Here is a 22,416-nt window from a genome sequence, read left to right on the forward strand (position 1 = left end):
TCTTTGGTCGTGAACACAATCATCATAATCCCCGCAAAAGAATAAATTCTTTTTAATTCCACAATATTTACAGTTTGATCAACGACTCCTAGTCTGGTGACAACGAGGTTCCGGGGTTCCTGCTCCCGGCTTACTGCTCACCTGTTTCCCTAAGGAGTCTGTCATGCTGTACATCCAGTTTCTTTTTCTGTTGCTGATGCTCTATATCGGTAGCCGCTACGGTGGTATTGGTCTGGGCGTTGTGTCCGGTATCGGTCTGTGCATTCAGGTCTTTGTTTTCAAAATGCCGCCGACCAGCCCGCCTATTACCGTCATGCTGATCATCATTGCGGTGGTCACCTGTGCCGCCATTCTTGAGGCGGCCGGAGGTCTCAAGTACATGCTGCAGAAAGCCGAGCGACTGTTGCGCTCCAGGCCGAAAATGGTCACCATCCTGGGCCCGTTGGTCACCTATACCATGACCTTGATGCTCGGAACCGGCCATGCCGTCTATACCATCATGCCGATTATTGGCGATGTCGCTCTGAAGAACGGCATTCGTCCGGAACGTCCCATGGCATCTGCTTCGGTCGCTTCACAGATGGGCATTACCGCCAGTCCGATCTCCGCCGCGGTTGTGTACTACCTGTCACAGATGACCGACCTGGTCCCCGATTTGTCTCTGCTGTCGATTCTGATGGTCACGGTACCGGGTACCCTGGCCGGTGTCTTGCTCATGTCTCTCTACAGTATGCGCCGTGGTGCGGATCTGGACAAAGACCCCGAATATCAGCGCCGTTTGCAGGATCCCTTGTGGAAAAAACGGATTGAAGAAACCACCGCGACAACCCTCGGTGAAACCCTGCCAACCTCGGCCCGCAACGCGGTGTTGATCTTTCTGCTGGCCCTGGCCTCCATCGTGGTTGTCGCCATGATTCCTGAACTGCGCACCATCAACGTGGGTGATAAGCCGATCGGCATGGCGGTTATTATTCAGATGATGATGCTGGCCTTTGGCGGTCTGATCCTGATCGTCACCAAAACCAAAGCCTCTTTGGTGCCTGAAGGGGTGGTATTTAAATCCGGCATGGTTGCCGCCATCGCTATCTTTGGTATCGCCTGGATGAGCGACACCTACTTCAAGTTTGCTCTTCCCAGCTTCCAGAGCGGCATCACCGAGATCGTTACCGCTCACCCCTGGACTTTCGCCTTCGCCATGTTTGTGGTGTCGGTGGTGGTCAACAGCCAGGCCGCGACCTGCCGGATGATGCTCCCCGTCGGCTTGTCCCTGGGGCTGCCGCCGGCCCTGCTGATCGCAATCATGCCATCATCCTACGGGTATTTCTTTATCCCCAACTATCCGTCGGATATCGCCACCGTCAACTTTGACAGCTCAGGCACCACCAAAATCGGCAAGTGGTATTTCAATCACAGCTTCATGGTGCCCGGCCTGATCGCCGTACCCACCGCCTGTATCGTCGGCTATATCATCGCTATGGTCGTGATTGGTTGAGGAAAAAACCATAGAATGGTCTCCCTGCCCCTTGTGTCAACGCGACGCCGGGGGCAGGGATCTTAGAAAAGTCTGTTTGCCTAGATCACCACCAAGCCCTCCCCATAACCTTATTGCAATAACCTGATCACCTGTTAGACTCTGGCGTGATTTTCCCCGTGTCCGGTATCTGGGTGTGATTTTGAGAATACTTAATGCAATAATTATTTTTGTAATGATCCTCCTGCTGTCGTCCCTGGCGGATACGTCCCCGGCGGCTGAAAGCGCGACTGAACGGTTACCAGGTCGGCGCAGCACAGTGAGTTTTGTTTATGAGAATGATGCTTTTAATAACAGTGATGTTCACTATACCAACGGGATTCGCGTCAGTTGGATTCCGGCTTCCAGGCAAACACCGAATTGGGCTATTAAGATTGCTCGTTCTATTCCCTGGTTTCCCCGTGCCGGCGAAGTACTGCACGGTTATTCCATTGGTCAGAGCATGTTTACTCCCAACGATATTTCGCAAAAAACCCCTCCGCAGGATGCACGACCTTATGCCGGCTGGCTCTACGGCAGCATCGGCCTCGGGGTTGAGTCCGGACAGCAGCTGGATCATCTGGTTTTAACCATCGGAATCGTTGGGCCGGAATCCCTGGCCGAGCAAACTCAGAGTTTGATTCATGAGCTGGTAGGGGCACAGCAAGCGCAGGGCTGGGATCATCAATTGCAAAATGAACCCGGATTGATGGTCAGTTGGCAACGCAGTTGGCGCGCCTTGGCCGTGCGGCCATTTGTGGGCAGGCAGCTTGATTTGACACCTCACATCGGGATGACATTGGGCAATGTGCTGACCTGTGTGAATGGTGGGCTAACCTTACGCTACGGCGCTAATTTACCGCTTGATTATGGACCACCCAGGATTCAGCCGGGATTGACCGGTACCAGTAGTTTCGTGCCGACATCCAGGGTCGGCTGGTATTTATTTGCCGGTGCCGAGGCGCGCGCGGTGGCGCGCAATATTTTTCTTGACGGTAACAGCTTCCTTAATAGTCGTAGCGTTGACAAAAGGCCGATTGTGGGTGATCTGCAGTTTGGCGGGGTGCTGCTCTGGAATAATGTCCGGTTGAGCTATACCCAGGTGCTGCGTACGCGCGAGTTCGAGACCCAGGAAAAAAAGGACAATTTTGGTTCTCTGGCGGTTTCAGTACAGTTTTAAGCTTCTAAGGTAGAACGATTACAGTTAACCAGGGTTGTGCAAAGATCTTCGCACAACCCTGGTTTTTTGACTAAATAATTCCGGTCGTCCTCAGTGTTTAACCCCGTAAGGCAGAATCAGATTCAGTACGACGCCGACGATTCCCGCCAGACCGATGCCGCCGAGTTTGACAATCGCCAGGTCAAAGGTCATGCCGCCGATGCCGAACACCAGAATCACGGCGACAACTGCCAGATTGCGCGGCTGCATCAGGTCGGTGCCGGCACGAACCAGGGTGTTGATGCCGATAACGGCGATGGCGCCGAACAACAGGACCATGATGCCGCCCATGACCGGGACCGGAATGGTGTTGAGCAGGCCACCGAGTTTGCCGATAAAAGCCAACAGGATAGCTGCGATGGCAGCCCAGGTCATGATCGCGGGGTTGAAACAACGGGTCAGGGCGACAGCACCGGAAACCTCGGAATAGGTGGTGTTTGGTGGTCCCCCAAGCATTGCCGCAACACTGGTGGCAATTCCGTCTCCGAGCAGGGTGTTCTGAACGCCGGGATCGCGGACATAGTCCTTGCCGGTGATGCCGCCGATGGCCATGACATCGCCGAAATGCTCGATCGCCGGAGCCAGAGCGATGGGTACAATAAAGATGATGGCTTCCAGATTCCATACCGGCATGGTGAAGTTGGGAATGGCCAACCAGGGTGCCTCAACCACCCGTTGCATGGAAATCAGCGCCGGCGCAGTCCAGTTGGATAGATTGCCGGGGTCAAAGGATGCCTGCATGGTGGCGGTCAGACCGCTTACATCAAGGGCCAATGAAGTGGCGTAACCGGCAATAATTCCACACAAAATAGGGATAAGTCGAAACATTCCGCGGCCAAGCAGTGAAACCAGCACCGTGACTGCCAGGGCTACGCCGGCAATGATGTAAGCGGTTGTCTCCGGTACCAGCCAGGCGGCGCCGTCGCCGGTACGCCCCGAGGCCATATGAATAGCGACCGGTGCCAGCACCAGACCGATGACCATGATTACCGGTCCGGTGACAATCGGGGGCAGCAGCCGATGAAGGATGCCGCTACCGAAGATCCTGACGATGAAGCTTAAGATAACGTACATCAGGCCGGCCGCCAGCAGGCCGCACATGGTCCCGGCAACTCCCCATTGGCCGACCCCGTAAATAATCGGAGCTATGAAGGCAAAGCTGGAGGCAAGAAATACCGGGACTTTGCCACGAGTGATGATCTGAAAAACCAGCGTGCCGACTCCGGCAGTAAACAGGGCGACATTGGCATCGAGTCCGGTCAGCAGGGGAACCAAGACCAGGGCGCCGAAAGCGACAAAGAGCATCTGGGCACCCAGCAGACCATCCTGCAGGCGAAAGTGGTAATCAGTGGCGGCGTGGGTTTTTTTCATCAGGGGCTCCTGTTTTGGTAGATTTTTTAGTTTCTGTCCGGAGGTTCAGAATAAACATTACTTGGTGCCGAAAATTTTATCGCCGGCATCACCGAGACCGGGAAGAATATAGCCGTTTTCATTGAGACGTTCATCGATGGAGGCGATATAAATATCGACATCGGGATGAGCTCTGCTGACGCGTTCGATCCCTTCCGGAACCGCTACCAGAAACAGTCCACGAATGCTGGTGCAGCCTGCTTTCTTGAGCATATCGACACAGGCGACCAGGGATCCTCCGGTGGCCAGCATCGGGTCAAGAATCAGCGCGGTGCGATCCTCCATCCTGCTGGTCAATTTTTCAAAATAAGTGACCGGCTGCAAAGTTTTTTCATCCCGGTAGAGACCCACGACACTGACCCGGGCACTGGGAATCAGATCCAGCACTCCGTTCATCATTCCCAGCCCGGCACGCAGAATCGGCACGACGGTGATTTTTTTGCCTTTTATCCGCTGTACTGTCACCGGTCCGTTCCAGCCGGTGATGGTTTCATCTTCGACTTCCAGATCTTTGGTTGCTTCGTAGGTCAGCAATCGCGCCACTTCAGAAGCCAGCTCACGAAAGTTTTTGGTACTGATGTCATGTTGGCGCATCAGCCCCAGCTTGTGTTTAACCAGAGGATGGTTGACTTCATGGACTGCCATGTTCATTGCTCCTTGAAAGAGGGCGGGGATTGTCGCCGCACAGCATAAAAGGATCGACCTGATCGGTCAAGAATTTAGGTGCCTGCCGAGGCGGTTGGTTGATAGGGTTGGCAGCAGCGCCGTTTTTGCTGATAAGAGGCTTTCTTCTGCGAGCCAAGATAGGCTATAGTCACCGGTCGGCATTTTATCGAAATGGCTATAGAAATGGCAAAACCTGCAAAGAACATCAAACCTGTTCTGTTCAGACATCGGCTTGAATACGCTGCTCTGCTTGGTATTGCGCCGCTGATCCGTGCATTGCCACGCCGGTCGGCGTTGCGCCTTGGCCGTGGTATCGGGAGTTTAAGCCGCTGGTTATTGGCGGAGCGTCGGCAGCTGGCTCAGGACAACGTACGTCAGGCATTCCCTGACTGGTCCCCGCAGCAGGTCGTGGCGTTGGTGAAACAAAACTTTGAACAGCTGGGGATGTCTGCGGTTGATTCACTTCGCCTTGATCTGTTCGCTGCCGATAAGCCCGAGGAATGTTTCGAGATAAGCGGGGTCGAGCATCTGCGTGAAGCCCAGGCCCTGGGGCGCGGAGTTATTCTGCTGACCGGTCACCTGGGTTTTTGGGAGGCGGGCCACTATGTGTTCCCGGTCCTGGGTGTGCCGCTTGATACCATCGCCAAGCCGTTAAAAAATCGCCTGACGGATGCTTATCTTCACCGGATTCGTACTCACTTTGGTGCGGATATCATCAACAGCCGCAAAGGTGCGCGGCAGATCCTCAAGTCATTACAGTCGGAGCGTGCGATTGGTTTGTTGCTCGATCAGCACATATCGCCTCCGGGTTCAGTTCAGGTCGACTTTTTTGGTCGCAAAGCTTACGTCACGACGGCCATCACCAATATGGCGATGAAATACCGGATCCCGATTGTCCCGACCTTTTGCCTGCGCCGCCCTGATGACCGTTTTGACCTCTGGATCGAACCGCTGCTATTGCTCGAGGGAGAAGGCGAGGCCGCGCTGACTGAAAACACCCAGTATCTGACGCGCATTATCGAACAGGCGATCCGCCGTGACCCCGGTCAGTGGTTCTGGATGCACAAACGCTGGCGCAAAACCAGAATCAAGAAGTAGCCGGACAAAAAACCATTGTTTCAACGGAGACAGCACACCCATGACCCTGCAGCAGGAAATAGCTAAACGCCGCACCTTCGGTATTATCAGCCACCCGGACGCCGGTAAAACCACCCTGACCGAAAAGTTGTTGCTGTTTGGTGGTGCCATCCAGATGGCCGGCACCGTCAAGGCGCGCAAGTCGGACCGTCATGCCACCAGTGACTGGATGAATATTGAAAAAGAGCGGGGGATTTCCGTTTCCTCCTCGGTGATGAAGTTTGACTACCGTGATTTTGAGATCAACCTTCTTGATACCCCCGGACACCAGGATTTTTCCGAGGATACCTATCGGGTTCTGACTGCGGTTGACAGCGCCCTGATGGTTATCGACAGTGCCAAGGGGGTTGAACCCCAGACCGAAAAACTGATGGAAGTGTGCCGCATGCGAAATACCCCGGTGCTGACCTTCATCAACAAGCTCGACCGCGAAGGTCAGTCTCCCCTTGATCTCCTCGCCGATATTGAAGAAAAGCTGCAGATCGAGTGTGCCCCGCTGTCCTGGCCGATCGGCATGGGCAAACGCTTTAAAGGCGTCTATAACCTCTACCGCAACGAGCTGCACCTGTTTCGCTCCGGAGAAGACCGCCGCAAGACCGACATCATCAGTATTGGTAATATCCACAGTCCTGAGCTTGATCAATTGCTCGGGACCCAGGCTCAGGAGCTGCGGGATGATATTGAGTTGCTTCAGGGCGCAGCCAATCCCTTTGACCCTGATGAATACCTGCGTGCAAACCAGACACCGGTTTTTTTTGGCAGCGCGATTAATAATTTCGGTGTGCAGGAGATGCTCGATGCCTTTGTTGAGCTGGCCCCGCCGCCGGGGATCAGAGCCGCGACCGAGCGGATGGTGGCGCCGGATGAAGAGCAGTTCTCCGGGTTTGTTTTTAAAATCCAGGCCAATATGGACCCCGCCCACCGCGACCGTATCGCCTTTTTGCGCATCTGTTCGGGAAAATTTACCCGTGGTATGAAAGTGCGCCACCATCGGATCGGCAAGGATATCTCCCTGGCCAATGCGACCATTTTCATGGCCCAGGATCGTGCCCACGTGGAAGAGGCTTTCCCCGGTGACATTATCGGCCTGCACAATCATGGCACGATCAAAATCGGTGACACCTTCAGCGCTAAGGAACCCCTGAAATTTACCGGCATACCCAGTTTTGCTCCGGAACATTTTCGCCGGGTGCGCCTTAAAGATCCACTTAAGTCAAAGCAGTTGCAAAAGGGGTTGATTCAGTTGGCAGAGGAGGGAGCGGTACAGGTTTTCAAGCCGGTCAATGGCGCTGAGTTTATTCTGGGCGCCGTCGGGGTTCTCCAGTTTGACGTCACCATGGAGCGACTGAAGGCCGAATACAATGTTAACGCGGTCTATGAAGGTGTCGATTTTACCACCGCCCGCTGGATTCGTGCCGGGGATCGCAAGCGTCTGGAAGAATTCCAGAAGAAAAACCAGAATAATCTGGCCATCGATGCCGAAGGGGAATTGACTTATCTGGCTGCCAGTGAGTGGCGCTTGCAGCACACTATCGAGCAGTGGGATGGGATCGAGTTTCTCAAATCGCGCGAATATAAGTAGTCCCCTACCTGAAACACTGACATTACCTGCGTTGGGGAGATGCCGACCTGATGATGTGTCGCGTGCTGATGGTTTTGTGCCACGAGTCTTGTAAATAATGTTTGAGCATGCTAATTTTAACTTCTCCCCTTGGCGATGGGCCTTGTATTGTTTTCATCTTTCCGGGTGGTAAGGCGGCAGGTTCCTTATGGTGGTTGATTACAAGAAATTCACCTCGATTAATTCACGTCTTAGAATCCTTTCAATTTTCACTCTACTGATTTTCATGCTCACAACAGTCGTTGTTCTCCTGTTGTTAGCGCACCTGCAGAACAACGTCGACCAACTGATCGGGGATCGTTTCGAGCAGGCTCTGGACAATTCGCAGAATCGCTCTGATTTTGGTTTGCTGGTAGCGCGCCTGGGAGTATTCCGCACCACCTTCTACGGGAATCAGAACCTGGTTGCGACGGAAGGGCGAGCGTTGGAAGTATTTATTGAGCAGTTGGCCGGTCAGGTCGAAGACGAAGAGCAGCGCCATCTGCTGTATCAGCTTCAGGAAGAATACCATAGCTTTCTTAATCGTGCTTTTTGGATAAATTATACCTTTTTACAATGGCGGTGGCAGGAAGAAGGGCTGGACGACCTGCTGGTTTTTAACAGTGAAGGACTGATGAAGCGCGTCATGGCCGGATCTGCTGATCCTGATATAATGAAAACCTTCTCTGGATTGCGCCGGTTACGGGTTGGTTTTCAACACGTTTTGAAGAAGTTTTTGTCGTTTGATCGAACTTACGAGCAGATTTTTTTGCCTCTGGACCAGCGCGCCATTCTTGCCCAGCTTGCCCCCCTCAGAGCCATTGCCGGGGAGTTTGCCACCAGAGCCTTTCCCGAGAACCTGTTCGGACGTGAGTTGCTTGGGCGGATTGATCATATGGCTTACCTGCTTGATCAACATCAGCGTGAAATTGCCCTGCTGAACGAACAGGAGCAGAGGCTGGACATGCTGGCCGAGCAGATCGCGGTTGCGATGCAGGATCTTGATCAGCAGACCGGTAGCGCCGTCAGAACCGCCCGCCAGGAGATCGGCAACACCTTGAGTCGGGTTTTTGCCGGTGCGCTGGCCATCTGTCTGGTCCTGATTGGAGCTGTTCTCGTCAGTCATCGCTGGTTGTTTATTCGTCACGTGCAAAAACCGATGGGGCTGGTTGGGGAACGCCTGCAGGCTTTTCAGGGGGGAGATCTTTCGACTCCCATGCAGTTAGGGCGTAGCGATGAGTGGGATCAGATCGAATCAGTGTTCAATGATATGCTGGGTAGCCTTGAAAAGAGCTTTGTTTCCCTGCGTGATTCAGAGAGCCGCTACCGTGAAATTTTTACCAACGCTACCGAAGGGATCTTTCGCGCCAGTCTTGATGGTCGTTTTCTGGCCTTGAATCCGGCCGCAGTAGCCATGCTGGGGCACACTTCCGAAGAACAAGCCCTTGCTTATTATGATGACCTTGAAACCCAGTTGTACGTCAATCCGGAAGATCGCCGACGTTTGCTCCGTCAGCTCTATGAACATGGCACAAGCAAAGACTATGAAGTGTTGGCAAAACGTAAGGATGGCCAGTTGTTCTGGATGGCCCTCAATAATCATCTGGTCTACAGTGACAACGAGGACCCCCTGTTTGTCGAAGGAACCATGCAGGATGTTTCCCTGCGAAAGACCACCGAAGAAAGCTTGAATCAGCTGAAAAACTTTCTTCAGCGCATCATTGATTCCATGCCTTCCATCCTGATAGCGGTTGACGCTGACCTAAAGGTTATGCTCTGGAACCGGCGGGCTGAGCAGGAAGGCCGATTGCGGTCTTTCCATGCCCAAGGGATCGCCCTGAAGGATGCCCTGCATCTGGTTAAATATGAAACTATCCTGGCCAAATTGCAGTCAGCGCTGGCCAGCCAAAAACCTGTTCGCCTGCAAAAGGTCGAAGGACGCGAGCTGGCCCAGGGGGGGGCAAAGCGCTACTATAATATTCTGATATATCCCCTGCCCAAAGCCGATGAAGGTGGTGCTGTCATTCATATTGACGATGTGACGGAACAGGTAGGACTGGAGCAGATACTGATTCAAAAAGAAAAGATAGAATCCATCGCCGGATTAGCGGCCGGCTTTGCCCACGAGCTGAATAATCCGCTGGCAGTGATTTTACAGACGGTGCAGGTGCTGCAGCGACGCTTGTCACCGGAGTTCAGTAAAAATCATGAAACAGCCGCAGACCTTGGGACTTCAATGACAGCCATTACTGCGTATCTTGAGAAAAAGAAGTGTGATGCCATGATCGTCTCAATTGCCGAAGCTGGTGCCCGGGCAGCAAAAATAGTTGAAAATATCCAGACCTTCAGTCGCTCTTCGGGAAGTGATTTCTCCCGCTATGCCCTGGACGATCTGGTTGAACGAACCCTGGACCTGGCGGTTAGCGACTATGATATGCGCCGCCACCTGAAATTTCAACGCATCAATATTGTCCGTCGCTATCATTCAGTACCGGAGGTGGTCTGTGATGCCGGGCAGATTCAACAGGTAGTCCTGATTTTGTTGAAAAATGCCGCGCAAGCATTAGTGGATGTTGCCAGTGATCCCCGGATTACCCTGCGACTTGAGGCTAAGGGCGGCTACGTATGTCTCGAAGTCAGGGATAACGGCACAGGAATGTCACCTGATGTGTGTCGCCGGGTGTTTGATCCTTTTTATAGCAGGCAGGAAGTAGGCCAGGGGGTTGGACTGGGTCTGTCCATTGCGTATCACATTATTACCCAGAACCATCGTGGTTTTATGTCCGTGACTTCGGAGTCCGGAGGCGGCAGCAGTTTCGAGGTTTACCTGCCGACACTCAATAACATGTAGCAGTCAGGGTTGGTCATGGCCATTATCAAATGGAGACAGGGGTATGAAACCGGTATCGTTGCCCTGGACAAAGAGCATCAGGGTCTGGTCCGGCAGATCAATGAATTGTTTGAAGCGGTACGTGACAAACGCGGCAGTGAAGTTTATTCTGACGTCGTTGCGATGCTTCAAACCTATGTACTTGAACATTTTTCCCATGAAGAAAAGTTGATGGAAGAGTATCAGTTCCCCGGCTTGGCAGTCCATCAGCAGGAACATCGGAATCTTGTTGTTGCTGTGCAAGCACTCAGAAAAGATCATGCCGTACTGGATGAAAGTGCAGCTCGCGAATTACTGAATTTTTTGCGCACCTGGCTGCTCGAGCATATCGTCAAGGTTGATAGAGAATACGGGCCTTTTATTGAATCGCGCGGCGGCCGCTTCGTTGAATAATTGTACCTGGTCGAATATATCACTTGCTGGTGGCACTGATCAAAAGGGTTGGAATGCTTATGTCGAAATCACGATTTGCAGTTAAGGAATTACTCAACAGTTCAGCACCACGACAGAACCTCCGTGTCTGTGGCTGGATCAGATCGGTGCGCCGGGGGAAGGACGTTGCATTTATTGCTCTGAACGATGGCAGCTGCCAGGGATCCCTGCAGATCGTCGTGCCTGCATCCCTGCTGCAGGCGTCGGCAATGAGCGCGCTGGGAACCGGGGCCTGTGTCGCGGTCAATGGAGATTTGGTGGCTTCTCCCGCTGCCGGTCAGTCGTGGGAATTGCAGGCCGGTCAGCTGGAGTTGCTTGGAGGGGTTGACGCCGGTTATCCGTTACAGAAAAAACGCCACAGTTTTGAATATCTGCGCAGCATCGCTCATCTGCGTCCACGCGCCAATACCTTTGGTGCGGTGTTCAGAATGCGTAGCACCTTGTCGTTTGCCGTTCATCAGTTTTTTCATGAGCGCGGATTTTTATATGTCCATACCCCGATCATTACTACCAATGATTGCGAAGGCGCGGGCGAAATGTTCCGGGTGACCACCCTTAGCGCTACCCATCCCCCGATGACCAATGACCGGGTTGACTGGGCGCAGGATTTTTTCGGCGACAAGGCCGGGTTGACGGTCAGTGGTCAGCTGCAGGGTGAGCTGTTCGCCATGGCTTTTGCCGATATCTATACCTTCGGTCCGACCTTCCGGGCGGAGAATTCGAACACCAGTCGCCACGCCAGTGAATTCTGGATGATCGAACCGGAGATGGCCTTTGCCGATCTGGCTCGGAACTGTGAGGTTGCCGAAGAGTTCTTCCGGTATCTGGTTACTTATGCTTTGACGCATTGTCGTGATGACTTGGCTTTTTTTAACGAGCGTATCGCGCCGGGGCTGATCGACCGCCTTGAGCAGCTTGCCGGTGCAGAGTTTCACCGGGTGACCTACAGTGAAGCCATCAGGTTGTTGCAGAAGTCAGGTAGAATCTTCGAATTTCCGGTGGACTGGGGACAGGACTTGCAGTCGGAACATGAGCGCTATCTGACCGAAGAAGTATTTTGTGCGCCGGTTTTTGTCACTGACTATCCGCAACAGATCAAGGCTTTTTACATGCGCCTGAATGATGATAACAAAACCGTTGCCGCCATGGATTTGCTGGTGCCTCGGGTTGGTGAAATTATCGGAGGCAGTCAACGTGAAGAACGTCTGGATGTGCTGCAGCGACGTATAGACGAGCATGGGATCGATCCGGCGAGTCTTGATTGGTATCTGGATATCCGGCGCTGGGGAGGATGCGTTCATGCCGGATTTGGTCTGGGTTTTGAGCGCCTGCTCATGTATCTGACCGGCATGGAAAACATTCGTGATGTGATCCCCTTCCCACGGACACCGGGTCATGCGCGTTTTTAAAACCTTAATGATTTGCGATTCGGACAGACGAGAACAACAATCAAAGCGTTTCTTTTTGCCGGGCTCAAGTCTTGAGTATTCTCCTTTGAATGGTTATAATTCGACCCATGTTGTGCTGATTAAGGGAAGTTGTTACGATGTTTTTTACCCCTTTCTTTACCATTGACATGCTTTTTATTCAACAATTACCCCGCCCTTAGCGGGCAGTGTGCTATAATCTTGTTTCTTCGTTCTGTTATCGCTCACATCGGGTGGGCTTTTGTCACCAATCAATCTTCAAGGAGGCTAAAAACAATGAAAAAGCTGCTTATGTATGTCCTCGCTCTGACCGTTGCCATTAGCATCACGCCGATTCCGGAAGTTGCAGCCAACCAGTTCGTCACCATCGGTACCGGGGGTGTTACCGGTGTTTACTATCCCACCGGCGGCGCTATCTGTCGTCTGGTGAACAAGGATCGCAAAGAGCATGGTATCCGTTGCTCGGTTGAGAGTACCGGCGGCTCAATTTACAACCTCAATACCATTGCCGCCGGCGAGATGGATCTCGGCGTTGTCCAGTCTGACTGGCAGTATCATGCCTACAACGGTACCAGCAGATTTGAAGAAGCCGGTGCCAACAAGGATCTGCGGGCGGTATTTTCCATTCACCCCGAGCCCTACACCGTTGTTGCTCGTGCTGATTCAGGGGTCCGTAACTTCCAGGATCTTAAAGATAAACGTGTAAATATCGGTAACCCCGGTTCCGGTCAGCGCAGCACCACCGAGGTGGTTCTTGAAGCTTTCGGATGGACAGTGAACGATTTCCGCCTGGCCTCCGAGTTGAAACCTGCCGAGCAGTCTGCGGCCATGTGTGACAATCGTGTCGACGCTATTGTTTATGTTGTCGGCCATCCCAATGGTTCGATTCAGGAAGCAACTACTGCCTGTGACTCGGTTCTGGTGAATGTAACCGGACCGGAAATCGACAAGCTGATTGCCGAGCGCGATTATTACCGCACCGCTACGATTCCTGCCGGAATGTACCGTGGCAACAACCAGGAAACCAAAACCTTCGGTGTCGGCGCGACTTTTGTTTCCTCCGTTAAGGTTCCAGAAGATGTGATTTATCAGGTAGTCAAAGCCGTTTTTGACAACTTTGAGGATTTCAAGCGCCTGCACCCGGCTTTTGAAAATCTGAAAAAAGAAGAGATGGTCAAGGACGGTCTCTCAGCACCATTACATCCAGGTGCTCTTAAGTACTACAAAGAAGTTGGTCTGCTCTAGCGTCAATTCATTGAACAGAAAATGCACCGCCTAAGGCGGTGCATTTTTTTCGGTGATTCGTTCGTTGACTATCAGTTGAACCTCCGGGGAAATCTATAGAATTAATCTGTTTACATTTGTTTTTTGGATAAGCACCCGGTGCTTGATCGAGTGAAGGGCCAAGATGATGAGTGACACCAAAACGACCAGCAGTATCGACGACAAACTGAAAAAAGTGATGGCCGAAACTGAAGGGGGTGCACGTAACCCGGCCGGTGCTTTTCCTAAAAAAGTTCTCTTTTTTGTGCCATTAATATGGACTTTGTTTCAGCTCTGGTACGCATCTCCTCTGCCGTTTCTTTTGAATTTCTTTGTCCTTAATGACACTCAGGCGCGCTCAATCCATCTGGCTTTTGCTATTTTTCTTGCTTTTACCGCTTTTCCGACGTTTAAGCGCTCGCCGACATCCTATATTCCGCTACAGGATTGGGCTCTCGCCCTGCTCGGATCCTTCTGCGGCGGGTATCTTTACCTTTTTTACAGTTCTTTGTCGATGCGACCCGGCAGTCCAACAACAATGGATCTGGTGGTCTCTGTCGTCGGCATGATTCTCCTGCTCGAAGCGACGCGCCGGGCCCTGGGACCACCCCTGATGGTGGTGGCGGCAATTTTTTGCATCTATACCTTTTTTGGGCAATACATGCCCGACGTTATTGCTCACAAAGGAGCCAGCCTCGCCAAAGGAATGTCACATTACTGGCTGGGAACTGAAGGGGTGTTCGGCGTCGCACTGGGCGTTTCCACCGGTATGGTCTTCATGTTTGTCCTGTTCGGTTCGTTGCTCGAATCGGGCGGTGCCGGCAACTATTTTATCCGCGCATCCTTTGCCGCTCTCGGGCATTTTAAAGGGGGGCCGGCCAAGGCCGCAGTTGTGGCATCGGGACTGACAGGGCTATGCTCCGGATCCTCCATCGCCAACGTTGTTACGACTGGTACCTTTACTATTCCCTTGATGAAAAAGGTCGGTTTTAAAGCCGAAAAGGCCGGGGCCATTGAGGTCGCCTGTTCGACCAACGGTCAGTTGATGCCTCCGGTCATGGGCGCGGCGGCCTTTTTGATGGTGGAGTATGTCGGTATTAACTATATCGAGGTCATCAAGCACGCTTTTTTGCCGGCGATTATTTCTTATATTGCCTTGCTCTATATTGTTCACCTGGAAGCCTGTAAAATGGGGCTCGAGGGGATGACACGAACCATTACCCGAACCCTGACCAGCCGCCTGATTTCATTTGTAATGGTTTTTCTGGGCATTATTATCATCGGCGGGCTGACCTATTATGGTCTGGGCTGGATCAAGGTTGTTGCTGGTGACGCTGCCTTTTATATTGTCATTGTTCTGCTGGCAGCCGCCTATCTTGGGCTGCTGTGGATAGCGTGCCGGGTTCCTGAACTCGAATATACAACAGAAATTACCGAGTTGCCGCCGCTGCGCGATACTACCCAGGCTGGTCTCTATTACCTGCTGCCAATTGTCGTGCTGATGTGGTGTCTGGTGGTCGAACGACTTTCGCCGGCCCTGTCTGCTTATTGGGCTACCGTGCTGATAATCTTTATCCTGCTGACCCAGCGCCCGATAAAAGGGTTGATGCGCAAGCAAAAGGGAGAATATTTTTCATTTAAAACCGGCACCACTGATCTGATCAAGGGACTGGTTGCCGGCGCCCGCAATATGATCGGGATTGGGGTTGCTACCGCCGCTGCCGGTATTGTGGTCGGAACCGTGACCCTGACCGGTATCGGTCTGGTGATGACCGAATTTGTAGAATTTATTTCCGGCGGTAATCTGATGCTGATTCTGATCTTTACTGCGGTCATCAGTCTGCTGCTGGGGATGGGATTGCCGACCACCGCCAACTATATCGTCGTGTCGACGCTGATGGCGCCGGTTATTGTCGAACTTGGTGCCCAGAACGGTTTGATTGTTCCCCTGATTGCTGTTCACTTGTTTGTCTTTTACTTCGGTATTCTCGCCGACGACACTCCGCCGGTGGGCCTGGCGGCATTTGCCGCGGCCGGAATTTCCGGTGGGGATCCAATTCGCACCGGGATCCAAGGGTTTATGTACGACATCCGCACCGCGATCCTGCCGTTTATGTTTATTTTTAATACCCAGCTGTTGCTGATCGGCCTGACCGGATGGTTCCACCTGCTGATTGTTGTCAGCACGGCACTCCTGGGAATGTTGGCCTTCGCCGCTGCAACCCAGGGGTTTATGCTGACCCGCAATCGTCTCTGGGAGACGGCTGCGCTGCTGTTGGTGACGCTGTTTTTTTTCCGCCCGGGGCTGGTGTGGGATGAATTCTATCCACCCCTGATGGAAGAACCAGCTACTGAGATTTCCACCTGGGTTGGCGACATGGACCCAGGCAGTTCCCTGCGATTGTCTTTGCAAGGTGAACGGCTGAGCGGTAAAGAATATTCTAAGGTGATCATGTTGCCGATCGGCGATGAACCGACCGGGGAGGAGCGTTTGGCAGCGGTTGGTTTGGAAACAAGAGTGGAAGAAGACGGCCGTGTGTTTGTCGATTTTGTCGCTTTTGCCAGTGTTGCTTCTCGTGCCGGTATTGATTTTGATCAGGAAATTGTTAATCTGCAGGTGCCGACTCATCCACCTCCGAAAGAAATTGTTTACATACCGACCATGGCGCTACTGGTGCTGGTCTGGCTGGTTCAGTCGCGGCGCAGAAAAAGGGAACAGGAACGGTTAGTTTCTGCTTGATGCTGTAGGTTCTGGTATATTCTCGACTATATGGAGCGGGGTCATCTCTTCGCCGCGTAAACAGCCACGGTTTTTTGACCACATGCTTTCAGGGAGGTAGATGTCAATGGAAGTCAGAATGAAGAATATTCTTGTTGCCCGGGATCTCGGGAAAGATTCTGCCCGAGTTATCCGTTATGCCCTCGAACTCGGTTGTAAGTTCCATGCCCAGATTCATGTCCTTCATGTTATGCCTACCGTCGACGCCTCGGTGATGAACATGGTGTCGCTGGCGATGGGGGCTGATAAACTGGCTAAGTTCAACAAGGAGAACGAAGCGGAGCTGGCTGAGCAAACGCGCAAACAGCTTCATGAACTCATTCTTGAAGAAGCCGAATATATGGAGGAGGAGGTTGCCCACCCGCCCAAGGTTGAAGTCCATCACGGCGAGCCGGTGCCGATGATTCTGACAGTAGCTGATAAGATTGATGCTGATCTGATTGTTATCGGCAGCCACAGTAAAGGGCGCCTGGAATACGCTTTTCTTGGCAGTGTCGCAGAAAAAATTCTGCGCAAGTCTCACCGTCCGGTGATGATCGTGCCACCAAACGCCCTCAAGCCGTCAACAAAGAAATAAAGGAGAAAAACTATGAATACAAATCTGGAACGTGACGGGGCCGTAGAGTTCAAGGGCAACCCTGCCACCCTGTTGGGACCTGAAATCAAAGTCGGCGACGCTGCTCCTGATTTTCGTGTGGTTGACAACGGTCTTCAGCCGGTAACATTGGCCACAGATGCTGGCAAAATCCGCTTGATTACTGTTGTTCCCTCCCTTGATACACCCGTGTGTGATGCCATGACCCGCAAGTTCAATCAGGATGCCGCGGCACTCCCCGATGGGGTTGTTGTTTATACTATCAGCGTTGATCTGCCCTTTGCCCAGAAACGCTGGTGCGGCAATGCCGGTATCGACAAAGTCAAGACCCTTTCCGATTACCAGGAGCGTTCATTCGGACTGAATTACGGTGTATTGCTTAAAGACCTCAAGCTGTTGGCGCGTGCTGTTTTTGTTATCGATGCGAATGACAAGGTCGCTTACGTTGAACTGGTGCCGGAAGTGACGGCCGAGCCTGATTATGTTGGCGCTCTCAATTCGGTAAAGAACCTGCTGTAGTATCTAAAAAACTGCAATGGTTTTAAAAAGCCCCCGGGAACGACGCTTCCCAGGGGCTTTTTTTACCCACAAGCAGGGTCTGCCGGCAGCTTGCGACTGGGGCGTTATGCCGTGCGCAGTCGATTAATAGACACGGCGGGTTTTACTGGCAATCTTGGTTTCTCCGCGGTCCCGGTCGACCGGATAGCGCAGATTCTCAACCTGCTGTTGTACTTCCAGCGGCGGCGGTGGGGTAAAACGCGAGACAACAATTAACAGGATGAAGTTGATCAGCATGCCGATCGCGCCAATCCCTTCAGGCGAGATACCGAGCAACCAGTACTCTGCGGTATTTCTTTCTGGATAAAACAGCGTAAAAAAGCCGATATAGGCAGAGGTAAACAGAACACCTCCGAGCATCCCGCTGATCGCTCCGTAAAAATTGACCCGTTTGCTGAAAATCCCCATCAAAATAACCGGAAAAAAGGTTGATGCTGCAAGCCCAAAAGCAAAGGCGACGACCTGAGCGACGAAACCTAAGGGGAAAATGCCGAACAGTCCGGCAACAACAACTGCTCCGGCGGCACCACAGCGGGCCCACAACAGCTCACCCTTTTCAGAGATGCTTGGCATCAAGACACCCTTGATCAGGTCGTGGGAAATCGCCGAGGCGATAACCAGCAACAGTCCGGCTGCTGTCGACATGGCTGCGGCGAGGGCCCCGGCAGCGACCAGTGCAACCACCCAGTTAGGTAGTTGGGCGATCTCCGGGTTAGCGAGCACGATGATGTCGTGATCAATATAAATTTCGTTGCTGTTGTCGGTCGGTGAATTTTTGACGATTTGTTGCCCAAAAGCTCCGAGTTGACCGATCTGTCTGGGCTTGCCGCTGATGGCATCGCCGGGGCCATATTGAATGAGCCCATCGCCATTTTTGTCCACCCAGGCAACCAACCCGGTTGATTCAGCGCTTTTAAACCAGTCCGGCGCTTTTTCATAGGACACATGATGGATACTGCCGATGAAGTTGGTGCGCGCAAAAATTGCCACGGCCGGAGCGCTGGCATACAGCAGGACAATAAAAATCAGTGCCCATCCCGCTGAAGCACGGGCGTCGCGAATTCTCGGAACGGTAAAAAAGCGGATAATAACGTGAGGCAGCCCTGCCGTGCCGAGCATCAGGGCAATCACCACGCAGAGCACATCAATTTTGGGGCGGATGCCGGATGTGTATTCGGCAAACCCCAGATCAGTATGCAGATCATTCAATACCGCCAGCAAGTGGCGACCCTGGGCACTGGAGTCACCGAGAATAACAGCACCATCGGCACTGATGGTGCTGCCGATCCCGAAGAAAGGCACCGGATTGCCGGTCATCATGATGGAGATAAAAATAGCAGGGATCATGTAAGCGACAATCAGGATGCAGTACTGCGCAACCTGGGTGTACGTAATGCCTTTCATGCCACCGATCACCGCGTAGAAAAAAACCACGAACATACCGATGACCACACCGGTATTGATCGGTACCTCCAGAAAGCGCGAAAAGACAATACCTACCCCGCGCATCTGTCCAGCGATATAAGTAAACGAAATGAGGATGGCACAAAGAACGGCAAGGATTTTGGCAAACAGGGAATAGTAGCGATCACCAATAAATTCAGGGACCGTATAACGCCCATATTTACGCAGGTAGGGGGCAATCAGCATGGCCAGCAGAACATAGCCGCCAGTCCAGCCCATCAGGTACATGGACCCGTCGCGCCCCATAAAGGAGATGAGCCCGGCCATGGACAGAAAGGAGGCCGCCGACATCCAGTCAGCACCGGTTGCCATGCCGTTGAGAATCGGATGCAGAGATCTGTCCGCTGTGTAGAAATCGCTGGTCGAGCGACTGCGGGCAAGAAGGGCGATGGCGATGTACAGAAACAGGGTGACAGAAACCAGGGTCCAGGTCCAGGTCAGTATGCTCATGACGAAAGATCCTTTCGCCCGGTACCGGGTTTAGTCTTCATAGACATCGTATTTCTGATCGAGACGATTCATCAGGCGAACGTAAACAAGAATCAGGATGCAGAAGATAATAAGGGAGCCTTGATTGGCAAACCAGAAGCCTAAGGGGAAACCGAAGAGATTGAAGCGATCGAGCTGTTCAACCAGGATCACGCCAAACAGGCAGGAAACGGTGAACCAGACAGATAAAAATATATAGATGTATTTCAGTGTCTCTTTCCAATAAGAACGCAGTTGCTGTTCTCTGTCCATAGGGCCTCATCGCGCTTGGGGCAACAGGAGGTAGGTTGCAACTCAATAAAGGTCGGCTAATGGTAGCTTGACGAGGCATCGTTGTAAAGAATCATTTCCTTTTCCAGGACGGGATTTGTGTCTGAACGCCGGGGCCTCAAGCCGAAAAAGCTGTAGTTTTAAGTCAAAAAGTGCAGAATCGGGCCATATCAGCTGATCTGCCTGGAAAAATGGCGCTTGGTAGAATCCTGCAACTTTCCCGCAACGCGGAAGGCTTCTTTGAGAAGATCCTGCTCATTTTTCGATAAATCGTAGGGATTGAGAAAGTGTGAAGGGAACTTGCCTTGATCGATCATGGAAATTTCGTTGCGTAAACGCAAAAAAGTAAAGGCTTCGAATGCGGCTTTGACGTGTTCAGCGGTTTCGGAAGTGAAAATGTTCAGTTTGACCAGTTCGTCGATCCGTTCACTGGTGGTTGTGGCATCAATCTGCTGTTCAAGCAGGAACATGCGTACACAGTCAACGATGAAGATACTGCCGGCTTCTTTGACCGAAAGGGTGCCCTTGTGTTCTTTTTCGCGGCTGGTTGTAAAACGACCAATCAGGCTTAAGGGAACCTTGTGTTTGAAATCGAGTTCCATCATGTGGTAGAGAAAAATCGGATGTTCCTTGATATGACGGTGGACAATATCGCGCAGATCCTGACACAGAGTGGCTTCACCGGAAATTGGCATAAAGTCGAAAAAGATTGTAGAGTAGCGGACCTTTTGTGGTTCAGGGACTCTTATCCAGTCAGCAATCCGTTTTTTCCATTCTTTCAGGCGTCCGCGCCAGATCGGGTTGTTGACCATCACCTTGCCCTTGCAGCGCGGATAGCCGATGCGAGCCAGGGCCCCGACCAGTTTTTCTGAAAAGGGCGCAAAGAAGGCATCGACTTCCTCTGCTTTGCTGTCGGGGAAATCCTCATATATCATACCGTTGTCCTGATCCGGGCCCAACAGCATTTCTTTGCGGCCGCCGCTGCCCATGATAAAAAAGCAGAAACGAATATCCGGGGGCGTCAATCCATGGCGCTTTGCATCGTCCAGAACAATCTCATAGCAACGACGAATAATCCGGTGGTGGATATAGGAAATAATCTCCATGGTTTCAACGTGGGAGCGGGATTCGCCCATCAGTGCTCGCGCCACTTTGACAATTTCCGAACGCGCGATGATCAGATCTTCGATGGTGCGCGCCTTGTTGATGTTCCCGACCAGCAACATCGATTTCTGGCTGCGGTATTTCATCAGATCCTGCAGGGAGACGATACCAACAATGATGTCGCGGTCGAGGATCGGAATATGTTTGCTTTTGTGAGCCATCATGAAGGTGGTCGCCTCGTACATGAAGGTCTCAGGGCTCATGGTATGAGGATTGGCGGTCATAACTTCGGCAGCAGTGGCGGTGGAGCCATTAGCCATCTGCCGGGCAAGCACCTTGGACACCAGGTCGCGCTCGGTGACAATGCCGGTCAGGTGTTTTTCGGCATCGCAAACCAGTACCGCACCGATCCCGCGTAGCGTCATCTGGCGGGCAATTTCGGGAATGGGAGTATCCAGGGAGCAGGTTTCCGCCGGTGTGGACATGATCTCCGACAGGCGTTTTTTGAAGGGATAGGCTTCGACTTGGGTCAGGGTGTTGCGTGCATGCTCGTTGACCATATCCGAGTACAGATTGCGCACCCGGGAATAGATTATCTTATTGAAAAAGTCAGTGATATGGGGATAGTTGGAGGCAATCTCGGCGAGAAGTTCGCCGGGAATCAGATAGCATTCAGTGTCCGTAACCGGGCGCGCACCGGCGGTGTAACCGCCATCGGTAAAGATCGGCGTGCCACCAAAAAAAGCCCCTTCCTTGCGAAGGTCAACGGTCATTTCAACTCCGCCGGGCGCCAGCACAACAATTTCCACCAATCCGGATTTGATCACGTAGAGGAAGCCGGTCGGTTCGTCGTGCTGATTGAAGATATGGATCTGCGCCGGGAATTTTTGTACTTTTGCTGATTCACTGATACGCTGAAAAACCGCATCGGGTAATTGATCAAAAGGCTGGGTGTCGCGCAAGGATTGGATAAGTCCCATGAATGTTTACTCTGCAGTCAATAAATAAAATACAGGATGGCAGGCTTTTTGAGCAAAAGCCTGTCGGTTTTGAGGTGGGACAATATCACAGGTTGCTGCAAAAGAGGAAGAGGGCAGGAGGCTGACGGCACAGCAGGGTCACGCGTCCTTTTTTTTACCGAACTGAAAAGGGTGAGCATAGCGGCTCAGAATAAAGTCAGCCATCAGTTTTGACCAGATGGTCACCCCGCCGATAGCGCTCCAGTTTTCGTAGTTGGCAAAAGGTCCGAGCTTAATGCCGGTGGCGATGTAAAGGGGGAGGCCGATAACGACCAGGGCCGCAGTCCCGCCTGCCAGCAGGTTAATCAGCCCGGCAATCAGGGCAAACTTTGCCGGATTCTGCGGCGGCAAGCCACGCTTGAGGGCGACCTCGGAATAATTTTTGTCGATTAAAATGCGTTTGGCGCGACGCAGCCAGAAAAATGCCAGGGGAAACAGGGCCAGAAACAACAGCCAGGTGATAACCGTTGCAGCATCGAAAACTAACTCCATTGATCAACTCCAGATGATAAAAGACGATTTCAGCTCAGAAAACGGATAGAGATTTTTACCTGAGCGGTGCTGAATTGGCAACCTTCTTTTAA

Annotated in this window: 17 protein-coding genes; 11 read left to right on the forward strand and 6 right to left on the reverse strand. The window is 52.4% G+C overall.

What is annotated here, in order from left to right:
• The first annotated feature begins 163 nt into the window (after nt 1-163).
• Together AC1931_RS07920 and AC1931_RS07925 are read left to right on the forward strand one after the other, a co-directional pair.
• Nucleotides 164-1,492: an anaerobic C4-dicarboxylate transporter gene (locus tag AC1931_RS07920; RefSeq protein ID WP_483876709.1), complete on the forward strand. Its 1,329-nt coding sequence runs from the start codon at nt 164-166 to the stop codon at nt 1,490-1,492.
• Between the two features lie 214 nt (nt 1,493-1,706).
• Nucleotides 1,707-2,690: a lipid A deacylase LpxR family protein gene (locus AC1931_RS07925; protein WP_483876710.1), complete on the forward strand. Its 984-nt coding sequence runs from the start codon at nt 1,707-1,709 to the stop codon at nt 2,688-2,690.
• 90 nt (nt 2,691-2,780) lie between these two features.
• Here the strand turns inward: AC1931_RS07925 and AC1931_RS07930 are convergent, their stop codons facing one another.
• Together AC1931_RS07930 and upp are read right to left on the reverse strand one after the other, a co-directional pair.
• Entirely contained in the window at nt 2,781-4,100 is a 1,320-nt protein-coding gene (locus tag AC1931_RS07930; protein ID WP_483876711.1) for a uracil-xanthine permease family protein, read from the reverse strand.
• A gap of 57 nt (nt 4,101-4,157) precedes the next feature.
• Nucleotides 4,158-4,784 (reverse strand): uracil phosphoribosyltransferase, encoded by a 627-nt coding sequence (gene upp / locus AC1931_RS07935; protein WP_483876712.1) that lies wholly within the window; start codon nt 4,782-4,784, stop codon nt 4,158-4,160.
• 204 nt (nt 4,785-4,988) lie between these two features.
• Between upp and AC1931_RS07940 the strand changes: the two genes are divergently transcribed.
• From AC1931_RS07940 to tpx, 9 genes are all read left to right on the forward strand, one after another.
• Nucleotides 4,989-5,903, forward strand: a complete 915-nt coding sequence (locus AC1931_RS07940) for a lysophospholipid acyltransferase family protein (RefSeq protein WP_483876713.1) — start codon at nt 4,989-4,991, stop codon at nt 5,901-5,903.
• Between the two features lie 40 nt (nt 5,904-5,943).
• Nucleotides 5,944-7,524, forward strand: coding sequence for a peptide chain release factor 3 (locus AC1931_RS07945; RefSeq protein ID WP_483876714.1), 1,581 nt, complete (start codon nt 5,944-5,946; stop codon nt 7,522-7,524).
• A 187-nt stretch (nt 7,525-7,711) separates the two neighbouring features.
• Nucleotides 7,712-10,393: an ATP-binding protein gene (locus AC1931_RS07950; protein ID WP_483876715.1), complete on the forward strand. Its 2,682-nt coding sequence runs from the start codon at nt 7,712-7,714 to the stop codon at nt 10,391-10,393.
• 15 nt (nt 10,394-10,408) lie between these two features.
• A complete protein-coding gene (locus AC1931_RS07955) occupies nt 10,409-10,825 on the forward strand; it encodes a bacteriohemerythrin (protein ID WP_483876716.1) in 417 nt (138 codons plus the stop codon).
• A 59-nt stretch (nt 10,826-10,884) separates the two neighbouring features.
• On the forward strand, nt 10,885-12,273 hold the full coding sequence (asnS, locus tag AC1931_RS07960; RefSeq protein ID WP_483876717.1) for an asparagine--tRNA ligase: 1,389 nt from the start codon (nt 10,885-10,887) through the stop codon (nt 12,271-12,273).
• Between the two features lie 294 nt (nt 12,274-12,567).
• Nucleotides 12,568-13,536 carry a TAXI family TRAP transporter solute-binding subunit gene (locus AC1931_RS07965; protein WP_483876718.1) on the forward strand — a complete coding sequence of 323 codons (969 nt, stop codon included), beginning with the start codon at nt 12,568-12,570 and terminating at the stop codon, nt 13,534-13,536.
• Nucleotides 13,537-13,702: 166 nt separating this feature from the next.
• Nucleotides 13,703-16,294: a TRAP transporter permease gene (locus AC1931_RS07970; RefSeq protein WP_483876719.1), complete on the forward strand. Its 2,592-nt coding sequence runs from the start codon at nt 13,703-13,705 to the stop codon at nt 16,292-16,294.
• 118 nt (nt 16,295-16,412) lie between these two features.
• Complete coding sequence (locus tag AC1931_RS07975) at nt 16,413-16,910, forward strand: universal stress protein (protein ID WP_483876720.1); 498 nt, start codon at nt 16,413-16,415, stop codon at nt 16,908-16,910.
• Between the two features lie 12 nt (nt 16,911-16,922).
• Nucleotides 16,923-17,447, forward strand: coding sequence for a thiol peroxidase (gene tpx / locus AC1931_RS07980; RefSeq protein ID WP_483876721.1), 525 nt, complete (start codon nt 16,923-16,925; stop codon nt 17,445-17,447).
• A gap of 123 nt (nt 17,448-17,570) precedes the next feature.
• Here the strand turns inward: tpx and AC1931_RS07985 are convergent, their stop codons facing one another.
• The 4 genes from AC1931_RS07985 to AC1931_RS08000 form a co-directional block, all read right to left on the reverse strand.
• Nucleotides 17,571-19,400 carry a sodium:solute symporter family protein gene (locus AC1931_RS07985; RefSeq protein ID WP_483876722.1) on the reverse strand — a complete coding sequence of 610 codons (1,830 nt, stop codon included), beginning with the start codon at nt 19,398-19,400 and terminating at the stop codon, nt 17,571-17,573.
• 30 nt (nt 19,401-19,430) lie between these two features.
• The gene (locus tag AC1931_RS07990; RefSeq protein ID WP_483876723.1) at nt 19,431-19,691 is read right to left on the reverse strand and encodes a DUF4212 domain-containing protein; all 261 of its coding nucleotides are present in this window, start codon (nt 19,689-19,691) and stop codon (nt 19,431-19,433) included.
• 188 nt (nt 19,692-19,879) lie between these two features.
• Complete coding sequence (locus AC1931_RS07995; RefSeq protein ID WP_483876724.1) at nt 19,880-21,793, reverse strand: DUF294 nucleotidyltransferase-like domain-containing protein; 1,914 nt, start codon at nt 21,791-21,793, stop codon at nt 19,880-19,882.
• A 138-nt stretch (nt 21,794-21,931) separates the two neighbouring features.
• Nucleotides 21,932-22,324 carry a hypothetical protein gene (locus AC1931_RS08000; RefSeq protein WP_483876725.1) on the reverse strand — a complete coding sequence of 131 codons (393 nt, stop codon included), beginning with the start codon at nt 22,322-22,324 and terminating at the stop codon, nt 21,932-21,934.
• Nucleotides 22,325-22,416: the final 92 nt, after the last annotated feature.

Source organism: Pelovirga sp. C15f, assembly GCF_057178085.1.